Source organism: Halovibrio sp. HP20-59 (assembly GCF_033052795.2).
Classification (GTDB): Bacteria; Pseudomonadota; Gammaproteobacteria; order Pseudomonadales; family Halomonadaceae; genus Vreelandella.
On the sequence record NZ_JAWJUW020000001.1, the window covers coordinates 78,602 to 95,403 of the forward strand.

13 protein-coding genes are annotated in these 16,802 nt (G+C 57.9%); 7 read left to right on the forward strand and 6 right to left on the reverse strand.

Annotated elements, in window-relative coordinates:
- Window positions 1-77 precede the first annotated feature (77 nt).
- From RZA33_RS00400 to RZA33_RS00410, 3 genes are all read right to left on the reverse strand, one after another.
- On the reverse strand, window positions 78-812 hold the full coding sequence (locus tag RZA33_RS00400) for an SPOR domain-containing protein (protein WP_317505873.1): 735 nt from the start codon (window positions 810-812) through the stop codon (window positions 78-80).
- 3 nt (window positions 813-815) lie between these two features.
- Window positions 816-2,501: an arginine--tRNA ligase gene (argS, locus tag RZA33_RS00405; protein WP_317505874.1), complete on the reverse strand. Its 1,686-nt coding sequence runs from the start codon at window positions 2,499-2,501 to the stop codon at window positions 816-818.
- Window positions 2,502-2,634: 133 nt separating this feature from the next.
- Window positions 2,635-4,881: a primosomal protein N' gene (locus RZA33_RS00410; RefSeq protein WP_317505875.1), complete on the reverse strand. Its 2,247-nt coding sequence runs from the start codon at window positions 4,879-4,881 to the stop codon at window positions 2,635-2,637.
- A gap of 184 nt (window positions 4,882-5,065) precedes the next feature.
- Here RZA33_RS00410 and rpmE point away from each other — a divergent pair, with 184 nt between their 5' ends.
- Together rpmE and RZA33_RS00420 are read left to right on the forward strand one after the other, a co-directional pair.
- Window positions 5,066-5,281 carry a 50S ribosomal protein L31 gene (gene rpmE / locus RZA33_RS00415; protein ID WP_146875607.1) on the forward strand — a complete coding sequence of 72 codons (216 nt, stop codon included), beginning with the start codon at window positions 5,066-5,068 and terminating at the stop codon, window positions 5,279-5,281.
- 306 nt (window positions 5,282-5,587) lie between these two features.
- A complete protein-coding gene (locus RZA33_RS00420; protein ID WP_317505876.1) occupies window positions 5,588-6,859 on the forward strand; it encodes a malic enzyme-like NAD(P)-binding protein in 1,272 nt (423 codons plus the stop codon).
- A gap of 96 nt (window positions 6,860-6,955) precedes the next feature.
- Here RZA33_RS00420 and RZA33_RS00425 read toward each other — a convergent pair whose 3' ends face one another.
- On the reverse strand, window positions 6,956-7,774 hold the full coding sequence (locus RZA33_RS00425; protein ID WP_317505877.1) for an acyl-CoA thioesterase II: 819 nt from the start codon (window positions 7,772-7,774) through the stop codon (window positions 6,956-6,958).
- A 124-nt stretch (window positions 7,775-7,898) separates the two neighbouring features.
- On the opposite strand from RZA33_RS00425, the gene tadA reads away from it, so the two are divergent.
- The gene (tadA, locus tag RZA33_RS00430; protein ID WP_317505878.1) at window positions 7,899-8,366 is read left to right on the forward strand and encodes a tRNA adenosine(34) deaminase TadA; all 468 of its coding nucleotides are present in this window, start codon (window positions 7,899-7,901) and stop codon (window positions 8,364-8,366) included.
- Window positions 8,367-8,388: 22 nt separating this feature from the next.
- Here tadA and mltF read toward each other — a convergent pair whose 3' ends face one another.
- Window positions 8,389-9,852, reverse strand: coding sequence for a membrane-bound lytic murein transglycosylase MltF (gene mltF / locus RZA33_RS00435; protein WP_317505879.1), 1,464 nt, complete (start codon window positions 9,850-9,852; stop codon window positions 8,389-8,391).
- 185 nt (window positions 9,853-10,037) lie between these two features.
- Here mltF and purL point away from each other — a divergent pair, with 185 nt between their 5' ends.
- On the forward strand, window positions 10,038-13,988 hold the full coding sequence (gene purL, locus RZA33_RS00440; RefSeq protein ID WP_317505880.1) for a phosphoribosylformylglycinamidine synthase: 3,951 nt from the start codon (window positions 10,038-10,040) through the stop codon (window positions 13,986-13,988).
- 95 nt (window positions 13,989-14,083) lie between these two features.
- On the opposite strand, the gene RZA33_RS00445 is transcribed toward purL, so the two are convergent.
- Window positions 14,084-14,326, reverse strand: a complete 243-nt coding sequence (locus RZA33_RS00445) for a hypothetical protein (RefSeq protein WP_317505881.1) — start codon at window positions 14,324-14,326, stop codon at window positions 14,084-14,086.
- A gap of 115 nt (window positions 14,327-14,441) precedes the next feature.
- Between RZA33_RS00445 and RZA33_RS00450 the strand changes: the two genes are divergently transcribed.
- The 3 genes from RZA33_RS00450 (at window position 14,442) to RZA33_RS00460 (ending at window position 16,773) form a co-directional block, all read left to right on the forward strand.
- Window positions 14,442-16,232 carry a DEAD/DEAH box helicase gene (locus RZA33_RS00450; RefSeq protein ID WP_317505882.1) on the forward strand — a complete coding sequence of 597 codons (1,791 nt, stop codon included), beginning with the start codon at window positions 14,442-14,444 and terminating at the stop codon, window positions 16,230-16,232.
- Between the two features lie 66 nt (window positions 16,233-16,298).
- On the forward strand, window positions 16,299-16,541 hold the full coding sequence (locus tag RZA33_RS00455) for a DUF4160 domain-containing protein (RefSeq protein ID WP_317505883.1): 243 nt from the start codon (window positions 16,299-16,301) through the stop codon (window positions 16,539-16,541).
- Window positions 16,525-16,773 carry a DUF2442 domain-containing protein gene (locus tag RZA33_RS00460; protein ID WP_273196087.1) on the forward strand — a complete coding sequence of 83 codons (249 nt, stop codon included), beginning with the start codon at window positions 16,525-16,527 and terminating at the stop codon, window positions 16,771-16,773. Before RZA33_RS00455 ends, RZA33_RS00460 begins: the two co-directional genes overlap by 17 nt.
- Window positions 16,774-16,802: the final 29 nt, after the last annotated feature.

The following is a 16,802-nucleotide window of genomic DNA, read 5'->3' on the forward strand; positions in this document are numbered from 1 at the left end:
GTTGTGTAAGCGTTTACAACAAAATGCGGGCGGCTGATGAAAAATCAACCGCCCGCCGGATATTCAGAAAGGGTTTATCAGTTTTGCAACTGAATAAGCAGAGGCTCGATACCTTGGGTGTTCATCAAATCCTGGGCGCGGTTGAGTTCGCGTGTGTCCTCGTAAGGCCCCACTTGTACGCGGTGCCAGGTATTGCCATCCGCCTGAACTTCGCTGACTTCCGCCAGCAGGCTTAAATTGCGCAGTCGGCCGCGCAGCTGTTCGGCGTCGCTTGCCTCACGGAAGGAAGCTGCCTGCAGCATATAGCGCCCTGGGGCGTTGGTAGCCGCTTCGTTCTCCTGGGCTGCCGACACCTGATCCTCCGGCCGGGTATTGGCCGCAATTACCTGGGCGATAGGGTCGTCGCTGGCGCCGCCAGCGGCGGTATCGCTATCTTCGGTCTGTTCAGTGGGCTCTGGGCGTACAACGCTTGACGGCAGCGTCATGCCAGGCGCAATCACCTCGGTGTCGGGCAGCAGGGTATAAAACTCAAACGTCGGCATCGACGGCTCGGCGGCCTCCTCAGTTTCCCGAGCGGCGGCGCGCTCTTCGCTCCCGGATGGTTTGGTCAGTACCGTGGCCTGGGGCGCTTCGCTTTGCTCTTGCCATGGCGCAGTGCCGTGCTGATGTTGAGCAAGAAAGAAGCCTGCCGCCATCCCCGCCAGGCCCCATAGCCAACCGGGTAAGCGGAAGCCGCCGCTCGAGCGGCTGTTCGACTTGCGCTGCGAGGTGGCCCCGCGGCGGGGGGCGGGCTTTTTGCGCGGGCTAGCCATGCCTTACATCTCCTCTGGGGCGCTAACCCCCATTAAATCAAGCCCGTTGCGTAGCACTTGACGGGTGGCGAGGCCCAGCGCCAGACGCGTATTGCGCAAGGTGTCATCGTCGACCATCACTTTGACGGCGTTATAACAGGTGTGGAAGTCGCCGGAAAGGTCGAGCAAATACTGGGCAACCTGCTGGGGCTCTCGGTTTCTGGCGGCAGTTTCTACTACTTCAGGGAAGCGCGCCAAGCGGTTGAGAACCGCTTTTTCCTGATCGCTGTCCAACAATGCTAGATTGGCCAGTGCTAGCGCGTGGTCGAAGGGTTGGTTGGCTTCTTCAGCTTTGCGCAACATGCTGCACACCCGGGCATGGGCGTACTGGATGTAGTAGACCGGGTTGTCGTTCGACTGCGAACGGGCCAAATCGATATCAAAGGTCAGCTGGGAGTCGGCACGGCGGGCAGCGAGGAAAAAACGGGTGGCATCGCGGCCGACTTCGTCGATCAAATCGCGCACGGTGACGTAGCTACCGGCGCGCTTGGAAAGTTTCACCTCGACGCCGGAGCGGGTGACCATCACCATCTGATGGAGCACGTAGTCGGGCCAGCCTTTGGGGATGCCAACTTCCAGCGCCTGTAAACCGGCGCGCACCCGGGTGACGGTGGAGTGGTGATCGGCGCCCTGTTCGTTGATCACGGTTTTAAAGCCGCGCTGCCACTTGTCCAGATGGTAGGCCACGTCGGGTAGGAAGTAGGTGTAGCCGCCGTCGCGTTTACGCATCACGCGGTCTTTGTCATCGCCGAAGTCGGTGGTGCGCAGCCACATGGCGCCATCTTCTTCATAGGTGTGGCCCGCGCTCACCAGTTTCTCAACGGTGGCGTCTACCTTGCCATCTTCGTAGAGCGATGACTCTAAGAAATAAACGTCGAACTCGACACCAAAGGCTTTTAAATCCAGGTCTTGTTCGCGACGCAGCCACGCCACGGCAAAGGCTTGAATTGCGTCGATATCGTCAGGGTCAGCTTTGGCGGTGACTTCGCGGTCATCGGCACTCACGGTTTTGCCAGCCAGGTAGTCTCTGGCCACATCGTCAATGTACTCGCCGCGATAGCCGTCTTTCGGCCAGCTGGCATCGTCAGGCCCCAGGCCCTTTGCTCGCGCCTGCACGGAGTGCGCTAGGTGGGTAATCTGGGCGCCAGCGTCGTTGTAGTAGAACTCGCGGGAAACGTCGTAACCGGTGGCTTCAAGCAGTCGGCATAGGCAGTCGCCAATCGCAGCGCCTCGGCCGTGACCCACGTGCAGTGGACCTGTGGGGTTGGCGGAAACGAATTCCACCTGCACTTTTTCACCTTTACCGATCAGGCTGCGGCCAAAGGTGTCGCCGCAGTCGAGTACTTCTGCAACGATTTGCGCGGCGGCGTCGACGGCGGCGAAGAAGTTGATAAAGCCGGGTCCCGCGATCTCGGTTTTTTGGATAGCGTCGCTTGCGGGCAGGGCCGCGACCAACGTATCGGCAAGCTCGCGGGGCTTCATGCCGGCCGGCTTAGCGAGCATGAGCGCTAAATTGGTGGCGTAATCGCCGTGGGCTTTGTCTTTGGTGGGATCCACCTTGATGGTGGGCTGAAGGTCATTCGGCAGCACGCCTTGGTGTTTGAGCGCGTTCACCGCGCCTTCGAGCAGAGAAACTATCGTATCTTTCATGTAGGTATCCGGTGTCGTCGGTGGCGGCGTGTGCAAATGCGCACCTGAGAGGTGCGTCGGCAAAGCGGCTATTATCGGCAATTGAGCCGCAGTTTCAAAGGCGTGTTGCTAAACAAGTGCCAAGAGATAAGCGCTAAGCGAGAGTTTGTGGGTCGATATCAATTGACCAGCGTACCTTGCGTGCTTCGCGGTTGGCTTCAAGCCATTGCACCAGCCAGCTAACCGCGGGGTGTAGCTGGCTGCGTTTATCGGCTGCCAGCATAACGTGTAAATGATAGCGGTTCTGGCGTCGTTCCATCGGCGCAGGCACTGGCCCTAGGCAGCGGGTCGCTACGGCTGTTTGTTTAAGCCACTGGCGCAGCGCCTGAGCGGCTTGCTGGGCCAATGCCAAAGCCGCCTCTTCTTTGGGGCTTTCGATGCGCAGTAGCGCCATAAAACAGAATGGCGGCAATTGGGCGATACGTCGCTCTTCCAGCATATTGCGCGCCAGCGCTCCATAACCGTGTTCAGCCAGCTGACCCAAGTGAGGGTCGTCGGGGTGCAACGTTTGCACCAACACTCGGCCTGGGTGGGCGGCCCGACCAGCGCGGCCTGCCACCTGTTCCAGCAGCTGGGCGCTGTGCTCCAGGGCGCGAAAATCTGCGGCGTAGAGGCCACCGTCGGCATTGACCACCACTACCAGCGTGACGTGGGGCAGGTGGTGTCCTTTGGCAAGCATCTGGGTGCCGACCAATACGCAGGGTTCGCCGCGATGGATCTCTTTGAGCACCTGTTCAAAGCTATCTCGTCGCCGGGTGCTATCCCGGTCAATGCGGTAGATAGTGGTTTTGGGGAGCAGTGTTTGCAACGTTTCTTCGGTGCGTTCCGTGCCGCTGCCCAGGGCGCGCAGGTCGCCGCTGCCGCACTCGGGGCAGGCGTCCGGTAGGGCACGGCGGCTATCGCAGTGGTGGCAGGCCAGCATTGCGGGTTGGCGGTGCAGCGTCATGCGGGCATCGCATTGGTTGCAATCGGCGATCCAGCCACAGGCGTGACAGGCAAGCGTGGGTGCAAAACCGCGCCGGTTGATAAAAATAAGCACCTGTTTGCCAGCGCTCAAGGTGCTTTTAATTGCCTTGATGGCGCCAGGTAATAGCCCCCCTTGGCGGCGCTGGTGGCGCAGGTCAATCAGCTCCAGTTTGGCCGGTGGGTGACGGCTGGGGCGCTGGGTCAGGCGAAGATGACGGTAGGCGCCGCTAAGCGCCTGATGCAAGCTCTCCAGGGACGGTGTGGCACTGCCCATTAGCAGAGGAATTTTATGGTAGTGAGCGCGGGCGACGGCTAAGTCACGGGCGTGGTAACGCAAGCCATCGTGCTGTTTGTAGGAGCCGTCGTGCTCTTCATCGACAATAATGGCGCCGGGGTTGGCTAGCGGGGTGAAAATCGCCGAGCGAGTGCCAATAATAATCAGCGCCCGGCCGCTGGCAGCAGCTTCCCACACGTCTAAACGTTCTGGGTCGGTGAGACCTGAGTGCAGCGCCACCACGGGGACTCGAAAGCGACTTCTAAAACGCGCAAGCGTTTGTGGCGTCAAGCCAATTTCCGGCACCAGTACCAGCGATTGTTTGCCTTTGGCAGCAACGGCTTCAATCAGCTGGAGGTAAACTTCCGTTTTACCACTACCCGTGACGCCTTCGAGTAAACAAGGGTGGTAGCCATCCAGTTTTTCGTGCAGCGCAGCAAGCGCCATCGCCTGTTCGCGGTTCAGGGGTAGCGCTGGCGTTGCTAGTAAGTTGCCGCTGGGTGGCGTTGGGGCAGTGAGGATGTGCTCCTGACTGGATGCCAAGCCTTTCTTCTCCAGCGCTAACAGCTGGTCGCGAGCAAACCCATGGGCGCTAACCGCGCGACCGGGTAACCCATGAGGGTGTTGGCGCAGCAGTGCATATAGCGCTGCTTGCTTGGGCGCTCGGCTAAGTATTTCTTCTGCGCCTTTACCCTGGGCAAGCCATAGTGTTTGGGTGCGTCCCGCCATGGGGTGGCCCTGGCGTAGCCGCGCGGGCATGGCGTGGTGAAGGGTGTCGCCCAGGCTGTGTTGATAGTAACGGGCGGCAAAGCGGCATAGCCATAGCCAGTCTGCTGGCAGCGGTGCGTCATCCAGTGTTTCGCTGACGCCGCGCAGTTGGCTGCGCGGCAGGTCGCTGTGGTCAGCCAATTCGATGACCACGCCAACCACTTCACGTCGTCCAAAGGGCACCCGCACCCTTAATCCTGGCTGCCAGCCACAGGGGGGCGTTGCCCGAGAGGGCAGGTAGTCGAACAGGCGACGCAGCGGCGAAGGCAGGGCAACTTTAAGCACCTGCGCCCGCGTTTTAGAAGGCGCTTGCGAAGAAACAGAATCAGGCAATTGGCCTCCGGCGTTAGTTTTGCTAGTATATGCGACCGCTCTCACTCCTAACGATCTATCTTAAGCGCTGTCTTGGAGATCTATCGTAACGACAGAGCGGCTAACCGGTTAGTCGTTTTTTTAAACCCGTATGCGGTGCCTGGCACAAGATCAGGTGGCGGCATATAGCTTAAGAGGCCTCAAGATGAGACAAGGTATTCACCCGAATTACAACACGGTCACCGCTAGCTGTTCTTGCGGCGCTAACTTCCAGGTTGGTTCTACCTCTGGTCAGGACTTCTCTTTGGATGTGTGCTCCAACTGCCACCCGTTCTACACCGGTAAGCAGAAGCAAGCGACCACTGGTGGCCGCGTAGAGCGCTTTAACAAGCGTTTCGGCGCTGCTGTTAAGCGCGGCTAAGCCCTACTGGATAGCCATATCGCAAGCACGACTTGTGCTCGCGCAAACCCACGCCCCGGCGTGGGTTTTTGTTTTTGAGAAAGTGAAAAAGCTTTTCATAAACGCGGCTTCAGAGCATCAAGTAAGACGTTATTGACAGTCGTTGTCAGTATTAGATTCGGCGAATGGTCGCGAAAAGTTACGAAAGTGAAGTTAAAATTCAGTTAAACGAGCGTTTTGTTATAGGTTGACAACGCGCTTGAGGCGTTTGGTCTTTTTCTATATTCTGGAACCACTTATCTATTTTTACGTAACTGGACTCTGACCATGACGGATGCAAATAAGCAGGCTGCTTTGGATTATCACGCAAAACCGATTCCCGGTAAGCTGTCGGTGGAGTTGACTAAGCCCACCGCCACCGCGCGGGATTTGGCGCTGGCGTATAGTCCAGGCGTGGCTGAGCCAGTGCGTGAAATTGCCCGCGAAGCGGAAAATGCCTATCGCTACACCGGTAAAGGTAACTTGGTGGCGGTGATTTCTGACGGCAGCGCTATTCTCGGCTTGGGTAATCTGGGCCCATTGGCCAGCAAGCCGGTGATGGAAGGTAAAGGCGTGTTGTTCAAGTGTTTCGCCGGTATCAACTCAGTCGATATCGAAGTGGACGCGGAGAGCCCGCAGGCGTTTATCGATACCGTCGCGCGCATTGCCGACACTTGGGGCGGCATCAATCTGGAAGACATCAAGGCGCCAGAGTGCTTTGAAATTGAGAAAGCGCTGATTGAGCGCTGCAGCATTCCGGTATTTCACGACGACCAGCACGGCACCGCGATTGTGACCGCGGCGGGCATGCTTAATGCTTTGGATATCGCCGGTAAAAAAATCGAAGAGGTTAAGATTGTTTGCTTGGGCGCAGGGGCAGCGGCGATTGCCTGCATGCGGCTACTGGTCTCCTGTGGTGCAAGTAAAGAAAATTTGATTATGCTCGACCGCCGTGGCGTTATTCACACTAATCGTGAGGGCATCAACGAATATAAAGCTGAGTTTGCTCGCGATACCGACATGCGCACCTTAGATGATGCCATTGATAACGCTGATGTGTTTATTGGTTTGTCGGGCCCTGGACTGCTTTCTGCTGATCAGGTTAAAAAAATGGCCCCGGATCCGGTGATTTTTGCCTGCACTAACCCGGACCCTGAAATTCATCCTGACGTTGCCCGCGAAGTGCGTCCGGATGTGATCATGGCTACCGGCCGTTCGGACTTTCCCAACCAAGTTAACAACGTGCTGGGTTTCCCGTTTATCTTCCGTGGCGCTTTGGATGTTCGCGCTACGCGTATTAATGAAGCGATGAAACTGGCCGCCGTGCATGCGCTAAAAGACTTGGCCCGCGAGCCGGTTCCCCAGGAAGTGCTGGAGGCCTACGAGCGTACCGAGATGAGCTTTGGCCGCGAGTACATCATTCCCACGCCCGTCGATATCCGCCTGCTGGCGCGGATATCCTCTGCGGTGGCGCAAGCTGCGGTTGATTCCGGTGTGGCGCGTAAGCCTTTCCCAGCGCACTACCCGCTTCAGTCAATCAACGACGTCTACGGCGGCTAGGTCGCTGCGCCCACTATTTACTGCACCATTTAATTCACCATCGCTTGCTCATTGATGCCCGCTTATTGCGGGCGTCAATGTGTTGGGCGCGTCAATTTAGCCCTGAGAATAGCGCGTTAATCCTTCTTGAGCGGTTGAGGCGACTAAGCGGCCGTCGCGGCTGTAAATGTGCCCACGTGCTAGGCCACGGCCGCCGCCTGCCCAGGGTGAGTCGATCACGTAGAGCAGCCAGTCGTCCAGGCGGGTGTCCTGATGCAGCCACAGAGTGTGGTCAAGGCTGGCAATGCGCAGCTTTGGGTCGCGGAACTTAATGCCGTGCGGGGTCAGGCTAGTGGTCAACAGGTTAAAGTCAGAGGCGTAAGAGAGAAGGTGGCGGTGTAGCGCTGGGTCATCAGGCAGCGTGCCTGCCAGGCGAAACCATAAACATTGGCCCGCAGGCGTGGCGTTATCGGGGTTGCCCGCAAGGTGCAAAAATTCGATCGGGTGGCCGGGGAAGCGCTCGTGCTTGGCATCGCTGCTGTCGATAAGTGCTTCGGGTGTCGGTACCTCCGGCATGCCACGCTGATGGCTGAAGCTTTCCTCTACGCTTTGAAAGGAGGCGCTGCAGAAAAAGATCGGCCGGCCTTTTTGGATGGCGGTAACCCGCCGGGTAGTGAAGTTGCCGCCATCGCGAATGGTGTCGACCTGATAGACAACAGGCCGGTGCGGGTCGCCGGGGCGCAGAAAATAGCCGTGTTGCGAGTGCGGGCGGCGCTCAATGGGAACGGTGCGCGCGGCTGCCGCGAGTGCCTGCCCCAGTACTTGGCCGCCATACAGCTGTGGAAAGCCTAGGTCCTGGCTCTGGCCGCGAAACAATGTCTCTTCGAGAGGCTCTAGCTCAAGTAACGCCACCAGCTTGTTCAGCGCGTCTGTCATTATCGGTATCCTTGGTGCTGTCTATCTGTTGCCGTCTGTTTTTTCTGTCGATGAGGGCCAGCATCCGCGGAGGCGGTTAGCCCTTTCATACGATCGTTTTGCTACCTTAGCGGAGTTTGGCTTTATGCGCAGCGATGAATTTTACATGCACCGAGCGCTTGACCAAGCGCACCTCGCAGCAGCGGCGGGCGAAGTGCCGGTGGGCGCGGTGGTGGTGGGTGTGCGAGGAGAAATTATTGGCGCCGCCTATAATGCGCCGGTGGCCAGTTGCGACCCCAGCAGTCACGCGGAAATTCTTGCCCTACGTAAGGCAGGAAAGCAGCAAGGTAATTATCGCCTTGAGGGCTGCACGCTGTTTGTCACCCTGGAACCCTGCATGATGTGCTCGGGCGCTATGGTGCATGCACGGTTGACTCGGCTGGTTTACGGCGCTGCTGAACCTCGTGCAGGTATGGTCGAGTCAAAAGCTAATCTGCTGGCGCAGCCGTGGTTTAACCATCAGATTGCGGTCACTGGCGGGGTATTGGCATCGGCTTCGCAAAAACTGCTAAAGGGGTTTTTTGCCGCACGGCGTGGGTCGCTGGGTGAATAAGCCTTGGCAAACAAGCGTGGAATTAATTCAGCGGCGGCACCAGGTCGAACAATCGCAGTGGATCCTCGTTGACAGGTGTTTGTTCTAGTTGAAAGAACTGCTGACGGCTGCGCTCCACGTATTGAATCATTTCGTAGTAACGGCGAATGTTACGCACATATATCACCGGTTCGCCGCCACGCGCATAGCCGTGGCGTGTTTGGCTGTGCCATTCGCGCTGCTGTAAGAGCGGCAGCGCGGCGCGGACATCGGCCCAGCTATCCGGGTCACCGCCACGCATTTCAGCGATCTTGCGGGCGTCGTACAAGTGGCCTAGCCCCACGTTATAGGCCGCCATGGCCATATAAAGGCGGTCATCCCCGGTAATACTGTCCGGTAGGCGGTCTTTGATACTGCGTAGGTAGCGCGCGCCGCCGTCGATGCTCTGGGCGGCGTCCCGGCGGTTGCTAATGCCCATTTCGCTGGCCGTCGGGTTGGTTAGCATCATCAAGCCGCGTACCCCGGTTGGCGAGACAGCATCCGGGTCCCAGTGAGACTCCTGGTAGCCTACCGCTGCGAGCAATTGCCAATCAAAGCCGGTTTCCTTAGCGGATTGTTTAAATAATTCGGTGTAGCGGTGTAAACGTTCATCAAGGTGATCAAGAAAGGTGCGGGTGCCCACATATTCTAAGTAGTCGTCATGGCCAAAGTAGCGGCTAACCAGCCGGTCTAGCGTGCCGCTCTCGTTTAAGTCCAGCAGAAAGCGGTTGGCGGCTTCTAATAATCCAAGCCCACGACCGCTGGGTAGCGCCCACGCCATGGAGAGCGGGTCGCCCAGCGTAAAGCCGCGCTCCACGTTGGGGAAAAACAGCCGGTTTAAACGAAACTGGTGTTCAAAAATGACCGCAGCGTCCAGCGAACCGTCCTCAACGCGTGAGAGCAGTTCGGCGACTTCCAGCTCATGAGATTCTTTCCAGCTAAGCTCGGGATACTGGCGCTGTAAATCGCGGAGCGCTTCGCCGGTGCCGGCTTCACTGAGTGTGGCAAGCTCCAGGCCGACCAAGTCGCTGGATGCCTGAATGCCATTGAGGCCACGTCGGTATACCACCAGCGGCTGCATTTGGATAATCGACCGGGTGTAGTGGATGCCCGGCGTATTGGCGAGAAGCGGTAGCGCCGCTGCGCCGATATCGCCACTTTCGCGCACGGCAGGCAGCACGCTTTCAGGATGATGGTTAGCATTAAGGTTAAGGCTCACTCCCAGGTAGTCGGCAAAGCGGTGCATCAGCTCATACTCAAAACCGGTAGGGCCGTGTCGACCTTCGTAATAAGTCGTAGGGGTGTTGCGGGTATGAAAGGTAATAAAGTCTTTTGCGCTGATACGCGCTAGGTGCTCGCCAGGGGGGACAAGGGAAAGAGTCGGTACCATGACCAGTAATGTCATCGCGATCAGCGCATAATAAGCGCTAGCGCGGCGTAAGAAATGTCGGCAAATCAGCGTCAGCATGGCGTCTTGTCGGCATGAAACAGACTGCCACAATACCCAGCTGGGGTCGTGCTGTCACCTTGTTGATTTCGTGTGGCCGCCGCTTTCCAGTATCATGGTGGTTTTTTCGGTAACACAAAAGAAAGGTCGCACGGCGGCCTGGTGATTTCCCTGCTCGAATTCCCCTGCTCTAGAGGCTTCAGGATATGCTTGAACTGCGAGGCGCGCCCGCCCTTTCTGCCTTCCGCCATGCCCGGCTTTTGACGGTGTTGCGTGAACGTGTTCCCGAGGTGGAAGCGCTGTCTGCCCACTATGTTCATTTTATCGATGTTCACTCCCATGACCGCCGCGACGAGTTAGATGACGCTGCCCGCGAACGTTTGGTGCAGTTACTGGATTACGGTACGCGCTCAAACGCAGAGGTTCCTGAGCGTGCCCAGCGCTTTTTGGTGGTGCCGCGTTTAGGCACGCAGTCGCCCTGGTCGTCAAAAGCCACCGATATCGCGCATAACTGTGGCTTACGCCAGATTAGCCGCATCGAGCGCGGTATCGATTACCGGGTCAGCTTCACCGCCATGCCGGATGAAGGAAGTTTGAGCGCGCTGACAGCGCTGCTGCACGACCGTATGACCGAAACCGTGTTGGTCGATGCCTCGGATGCCGCTAAGCTGTTTGCCCAGCATGACCCGGCGCCTTTGGGCAGTGTGGATATCTTGGGCGGCGGCCGTGACGCCTTGGTAGAGGCCAACCAGGCGCTAGGGCTGGCGCTGGCAGACGATGAAATCGACTACCTGGTCGACGCCTTCAATGAGTTAGGTCGTAATGCCAGCGACGTTGAGCTGATGATGTTTGCCCAGGCCAACTCTGAGCACTGCCGTCACAAAATTTTCAACGCCGATTGGCTGATCGATGGCGAGCCGCAGAGCCACTCGCTGTTTAAGATGATCAAGAACACCTTTGCATCGTCGCCGGACAATGTGCTTTCCGCCTACAGCGACAATGCCGCCGTGATTAAAGGCAGCCAGGCGGGTCGTTTCTTTGCCACACCGCTGACAGGCGCCGATGACGAACGCGCACTCTACGCTACCCATCAGGAACCCATTCATATTCTGATGAAGGTAGAGACCCACAATCACCCTACCGCGATTGCTCCGTTCCCTGGCGCTGCAACCGGCTCGGGTGGAGAAATCCGTGATGAAGGCGCCACCGGCATTGGCGGTAAGCCCAAGGCCGGTTTGTCCGGCTTTACGGTTTCTAACCTGCGTATTCCTGAGTTCGTACAGCCCTGGGAAGCTTTCGACTACGACAAACCCGAGCGCATGCAGTCAGCGCTTAACATTATGCTCGACGGCCCGATTGGCGGCGCCGCGTTCAATAATGAGTTTGGTCGGCCCAATCTGACCGGCTATTTCCGCACCTACGAGCAGGATTCACTTAACGACGGCGGCATTGAGCGGCGCGGCTTCCATAAGCCGATTATGCTCGCTGGTGGCTATGGCAACATCCGTGCCCACCACGTGCAAAAAGGCGATATTCCGGTCGGCGGCAAGCTGATTGTGATGGGTGGCCCGGCGATGTTGATTGGCCTGGGCGGCGGCGCGGCCTCCAGTATGGCGTCCGGCACCTCCAGCGCCGACCTGGATTTTGCCTCGGTGCAGCGCGAAAACCCCGAAATCGAACGGCGCGCTCAGGAAGTGATCGACCGCTGCTGGGCGCTGGGCGATCACAACCCGATTCGCTTTATTCACGATGTGGGCGCTGGTGGCCTCTCCAATGCGCTGCCGGAGCTGGTTAAGGATGGCAACCGCGGCGGCCGCTTTGACCTTCGCGCGGTGCCCAACGCCGAGCCGGGCATGAGCCCGCTGGAAATCTGGTGCAACGAAGCCCAGGAGCGCTACGTACTAGCGGTCGCGCCAGAAGATTTGGATACCTTTGACGCGCTTTGTAAGCGTGAGCGCTGCCCCTATGCAGTAGTCGGCGAAGCCTTAGAGGCTCACCACCTTGAAGTCCACGATGGGCACTTTAATAGTCAGCCGGTGGACTTGCCAATGAGCGTGCTGTTTGGCAAAGCGCCCAAGATGCAGCGCGAGTTTACGCGTCACAAGCCTGCACTTTCTGGCGTGATGCTGGACAATCTTGATCTGCGTGAAGCGTTGGATCGCGTGCTGCGCCTGCCCACCGTCGCTTCCAAAAGCTTCCTGATCACCATCGGCGACCGCTCGATCACTGGTCAGGTGGCCCGCGACCAGATGGTCGGCCCCTGGCAGGTACCGGTAGCTGACGTCGCCGTGACCACGGCAAGCTTTGATAGCCACGTGGGCGAGGCCATGGCTATGGGTGAGCGGCCGCCGGTGGCGTTGATCAATCCCGCGGCCAGCGCCCGTCTAGCGGTCGCCGAGGCAATTACTAACTTGGCAGCGGCGCCGATTGCTAAACTGAGCGATATCAAGCTCTCCGCTAACTGGATGAGTGCAGCCGACCATCCGGGTGAAAACCAGGCGCTGTATGACGCCGTTTACGCGGTGGGTATGGAAATGTGCCCGGCGTTAGGTATTGCGATTCCGGTCGGCAAAGACTCCATGTCGATGCGCACTGCCTGGATCGATGAGAAAGAACAGAGCGAACACGAAGAAAAGAGCGTCACATCGCCGCTTTCGCTCGTGGTGACCGGTTTCGCCCCGGTAACCGATGCGCTGGCGACCTTGACGCCGCAGATCAATCTAGAGCAAGACGAATCGGATCTGATTTTGATCGACCTGGGCGGCGGGCAAAACCGTCTAGGCGGTTCGGCGCTGGCGCAGGTGTATGGTCAGGTGGGCAGCGACTGCCCGGATGTGGACGATCCGGAAGATATCAAGGCGTTCTTTGAGGTTATCCAGGGGCTTAACCGCGACGGAAAGCTGCTGGCCTATCATGACCGTAGCGACGGTGGCCTGCTGGTCACGCTGCTGGAAATGGCCTTTGCCGCCCATGCCGGGCTTGAGATCAAGCTCGACTGGATGATCGACGAGCCGGTGGAGGCGCTACACGCGCTGTTCTCGGAAGAGCTGGGCGCAGTCATTCAGGTCAATCGCCAACACACCGAAGAGGTGCTGGCGCAGTTTGCCGTGGCTGGTATCGAAACCTGCGGCGTGATTGCTCGCCCGCGTTTCGATGATCAGGTGCGCGTCACGCTGTTTGAAGAGCCGCTGCTGGAAACCACGCGTCAGCTCACCCAGCGCACCTGGGCGGAAACTAGCTATCGGATGCAGGCGCTGCGGGATAACCCCGAGTGTGCCAAAAACGAATTCGACAACCTGCTCGATAGTCGCGATCCAGGGCTGTCCGCCACGCCAACGTTTGATATCAACGAGGATATCAGCGCCCCGTTTGTGAATACTGCCAAACCTGCCATGGCCGTGCTGCGCGAGCAGGGTGTCAATGGTCAGGTAGAGATGGCTTGGGCGTTTGATAAAGCCGGTTTTGACGCCGTCGATGTTCACATGAGTGACATCCTTGAAGGGCGTGTGTCGCTTGAGGAGTTCAAAGGCCTTGTCGCCTGTGGTGGCTTCTCCTACGGCGACGTGCTTGGCGCTGGCGGTGGCTGGGCCAAGTCGGTACTGTTTAATGAGCGCGCCCGGGAGCAGTTCGCGGCATTCTTCGCCCGTGAGGACAGTTTCTCGCTGGGCGTGTGTAACGGCTGCCAGATGCTTTCGCAGCTTAAGACGCTAATTCCGGGTGCCGAAAACTGGCCGACGTTTGTGCGCAATGAGTCCGAGCAGTTTGAAGCCCGCGTTTCCATGGTGCGCGTCGAGAAAAGCCCCTCGATTCTGCTTGCCGGTATGGAAGGCTCAAAACTGCCCATCGCCGTCGCCCATGGCGAAGGGCAGGCAGCGTTCCGCGATAGCGCCCACCTGCGCAGCATGCAGTCGAGCAGCCAAGTCGCTATGCGCTATATCGACAACTACGGCCAGACGACCACACGCTACCCGGCAAACCCTAACGGCTCACCGGCGGGCATTACCGGCCTGACCACGCCGGATGGCAGAGCGACCATTATGATGCCCCACCCCGAGCGCGTTGCTCGAGCGGTCACTAATTCCTGGCGCCCCGCAGAATGGACGGAGGATGGCGCCTGGTTGCGGTTATTCCGCAATGCGCGTGTTTGGCTCAACTAATGTCAGTAATGCGCCCAATAATGCGATGGGCGTAGCGCCTCTGTTAACGGCGGATTTCTTTTCGCCGTTAACAGTGACGCTCGTCGTGACAACCGTTATTGAGAGTGTTGCTGGGGAGCCCTAGCCGCTGTTTTATCAGCCTCTTCGGTCGGTAATCCTAGCTTGTCCTCCAGCGTTTCAAGCTCTAAACGGTAGCGCTCAACGAGGTATTCAAAGCGCCCAAAATCATGCCCGCAATCCATGCAAAACACATGGGCTTTACCCCGCCGCGTCGCGGGTAAGCGTTTTAAACGGCTGCTGCATTCCGGGCACTCAGGGCTGAAATGGTTGGTTGTCATGGCGCACCTCACTATTATCTTCTCGCGGATAAACGTTGCGAGTTCAGGGATTATTTAAACCATCACTACTACGACGCGACGAAAGTCGTAATAGTTCAGTAGCGGGCTAATTAATTTGTTAGCATCTAGTACCTCACTAGCCAGCTCTCCAACGCCTCAGCTTCGCGCCTATCAGCAGGAAGCGGTCAAGCGCGTGGTGGTGCACTTCCGCGCCTCCAGCGAGCCTGCCTTGGTAGTGCTGCCTACCGGCAGTGGCAAATCCCTGGTAATTGCTGAGCTGGCGCGCTTAGCGCGTGGGCGGGTGCTGGTGCTGGCACACGTGCGCGAACTGGTGGAGCAGAACCACGCTAAATACCAGGCGTATGGCCTTGAGGCGGATATTTTTAGCGCCGGTTTAAAGCGCAAAGAGGCGAGTCGCCAAGTGGTATTTGGCTCGGTGCAGTCGGTGGTGCGCAACCTGGAGAGTTTTAACGACGCTAACTTTACCCTGCTGGTCATCGATGAGTGCCACCGCGTATCGCTTAACGAAGACGCTAGCTACCGGCAGGTGATTGAGCACCTGCGCCAGCACAATCGAGAGCTTAAAATACTCGGCCTCACCGCGACGCCGTACCGTTTGGGGCAGGGGTTTATCTATTACCGCCACCATCACGGCATGGTGCGGGGCAGCGAAGCGAGTTTTTTTCGCGACTGCGTCTTCGAGCAGCCGCTACGGCTAATGGTGAAGCAGGGTTATCTTGCCGCGCCAAAGCGCCTGGATATGGCGGTTGAGGGTTATGACTTCTCCGCGCTTAAACCTGCTTCAAGCGGTCTTTTTCAGGAGGAGGCGCTTAATCGTGTAGTGGCGGGAAACCGGGCGACGCCGGGTATTATTGAGCAAATCGTCGAATACGCGGTTGATCGTCAAGGCGTGATGATTTTTGCCGCCACGGTGGCCCACGCTGAAGAAATTATCGGTTATTTACCCCGGGCAGAGGCTGCGTTAATCACCGGTGCAACACCTTCCCAAGAGCGCGCCGCGTTGATCGATGCCTTTAAAGCGCGGAAGTTGAAATACCTGGTGAACGTCGCGGTGCTGACCACCGGTTTCGATGCTCCCCACGTGGATTTGATCGCCATTTTACGGCCCACTGAATCGGTCAGCCTCTATCAGCAGATGGTGGGCAGAGGGCTGCGGTTGTCGCCGGGCAAAAGTGACTGTTTGATTCTGGACTATGCCGGTAACCCCTGGGATATCTTCGCACCGGAAGTGGGTGAGCCTAAGCCGGATAGTGACAGTGAACCGGTGCAGGTGGAGTGCCCCGCCTGCGGCCATGCCAACCTATACTGGGGTAAGCGCGATGGCGAGCTAGTGATCGAGCACTTTGGCCGTCGCTGCCAGGGATTGGTTGAGGATGACGAAGGGAGGCGCCATCAATGTGACTTCCGTTTTCGGTTTAAAGTCTGCGATGAGTGCGGCGCCGAGAATGATATTGCCGCCCGCCGCTGCCACGGCTGCGAAAAACTACTGGTGGACGCGGATGATAAGCTCAAGGATGCCCTAAAGCTGAAAGACGCCAAGGTGTTGCGGGTAAGCGGTATGCAGCTGGAAGCGATCACCAACGGCCGTGGCCTGCCGCGCTTAAAAGTCACCTATCATGACGAAGATGGCACCCACCTGGCCGAGTGGTTCGCGCTTGAGACGTCCGCCCAGCGGCGCGCCTTCTATGCCGCCTTTCTGCGCTACCACCTGCGCGCGCCGGGGGGTAAATGGCAGCCGCTAAGCGCAGAGGAAGTCGTTGCTGAACAGCGCCGCCTGCGCCACCCTGATTTTGTCGTAGGCCGCAAAGTGGGGCGCCATTTCCAAATCCGTGACAAGCTGTTTGACTATGCTGGCCGTTACCGCAAAGCGGTGGAGGCGGGGTAGCATGTGCCTTGTGTCGATAAACCATCTATTATTCAATATTTAGGTTGTAAACTGCAGGAGCGCTCGATGCCAACGGTGCTAAGCTTGCAGGGTTTTAGGTTCTTCTTCTATTCAAATGAAGGTAATCCTTTAGAGCCTGCTCACATCCATATATTTAAAGCGGGCGCTGAAGCTAAATTTTGGCTCTTGCCTGATGTGCAGTTGGCGAGAAATGATGGCTTTGATGCCAAAGCGCTACGCACTATTACGGCGATGATTATTCAACACCGCGATATACTAGAGGGGGCCTGGCATGACTACTTCTCCTAAGCGAGTTACGTTTGATGAGGATAATTTCTGGGTTGAGTTAAGTGATGGTCGCACGGTAGGTGTACCGCTAGCTTGGTACCCGCGCCTTCTTAAAGCGTCAGTTCAACAACTGGCGTGCTATGAATTGAGTGCTCGTGGAATTCATTGGGACGCGTTGGATGAAGATGTGTCTATTGATGGAATTCTGGCCGGGCAGGGCGATTTGACACGCCACCGCCAGGCTGTCGCCTGATTCCAAACATCCCAAGAGAACCGACCCGC

Bases quoted from the DNA above. Each gene is read 5' to 3' on its own strand.
- argS (WP_317505874.1), bottom strand. From the start codon at position 2,501: ATGAAAGATACGATAGTTTCTCTGCTCGAAGGCGCGGTGAACGCGCTC.
- RZA33_RS00445 (WP_317505881.1), bottom strand. From the start codon at position 14,326: ATGACAACCAACCATTTCAGCCCTGAGTGCCCGGAATGCAGCAGCCGT.
- tadA (WP_317505878.1), top strand. From the start codon at position 7,899: ATGCGCAGCGATGAATTTTACATGCACCGAGCGCTTGACCAAGCGCAC.
- rpmE (WP_146875607.1), top strand. From the start codon at position 5,066: ATGAGACAAGGTATTCACCCGAATTACAACACGGTCACCGCTAGCTGT.
- RZA33_RS00425 (WP_317505877.1), bottom strand. From the start codon at position 7,774: ATGACAGACGCGCTGAACAAGCTGGTGGCGTTACTTGAGCTAGAGCCT.
- mltF (WP_317505879.1), bottom strand. From the start codon at position 9,852: ATGCTGACGCTGATTTGCCGACATTTCTTACGCCGCGCTAGCGCTTAT.
- RZA33_RS00455 (WP_317505883.1), top strand. From the start codon at position 16,299: ATGCCAACGGTGCTAAGCTTGCAGGGTTTTAGGTTCTTCTTCTATTCA.
- purL (WP_317505880.1), top strand. From the start codon at position 10,038: ATGCTTGAACTGCGAGGCGCGCCCGCCCTTTCTGCCTTCCGCCATGCC.
- RZA33_RS00420 (WP_317505876.1), top strand. From the start codon at position 5,588: ATGACGGATGCAAATAAGCAGGCTGCTTTGGATTATCACGCAAAACCG.
- RZA33_RS00460 (WP_273196087.1), top strand. From the start codon at position 16,525: ATGACTACTTCTCCTAAGCGAGTTACGTTTGATGAGGATAATTTCTGG.
- RZA33_RS00400 (WP_317505873.1), bottom strand. From the start codon at position 812: ATGGCTAGCCCGCGCAAAAAGCCCGCCCCCCGCCGCGGGGCCACCTCG.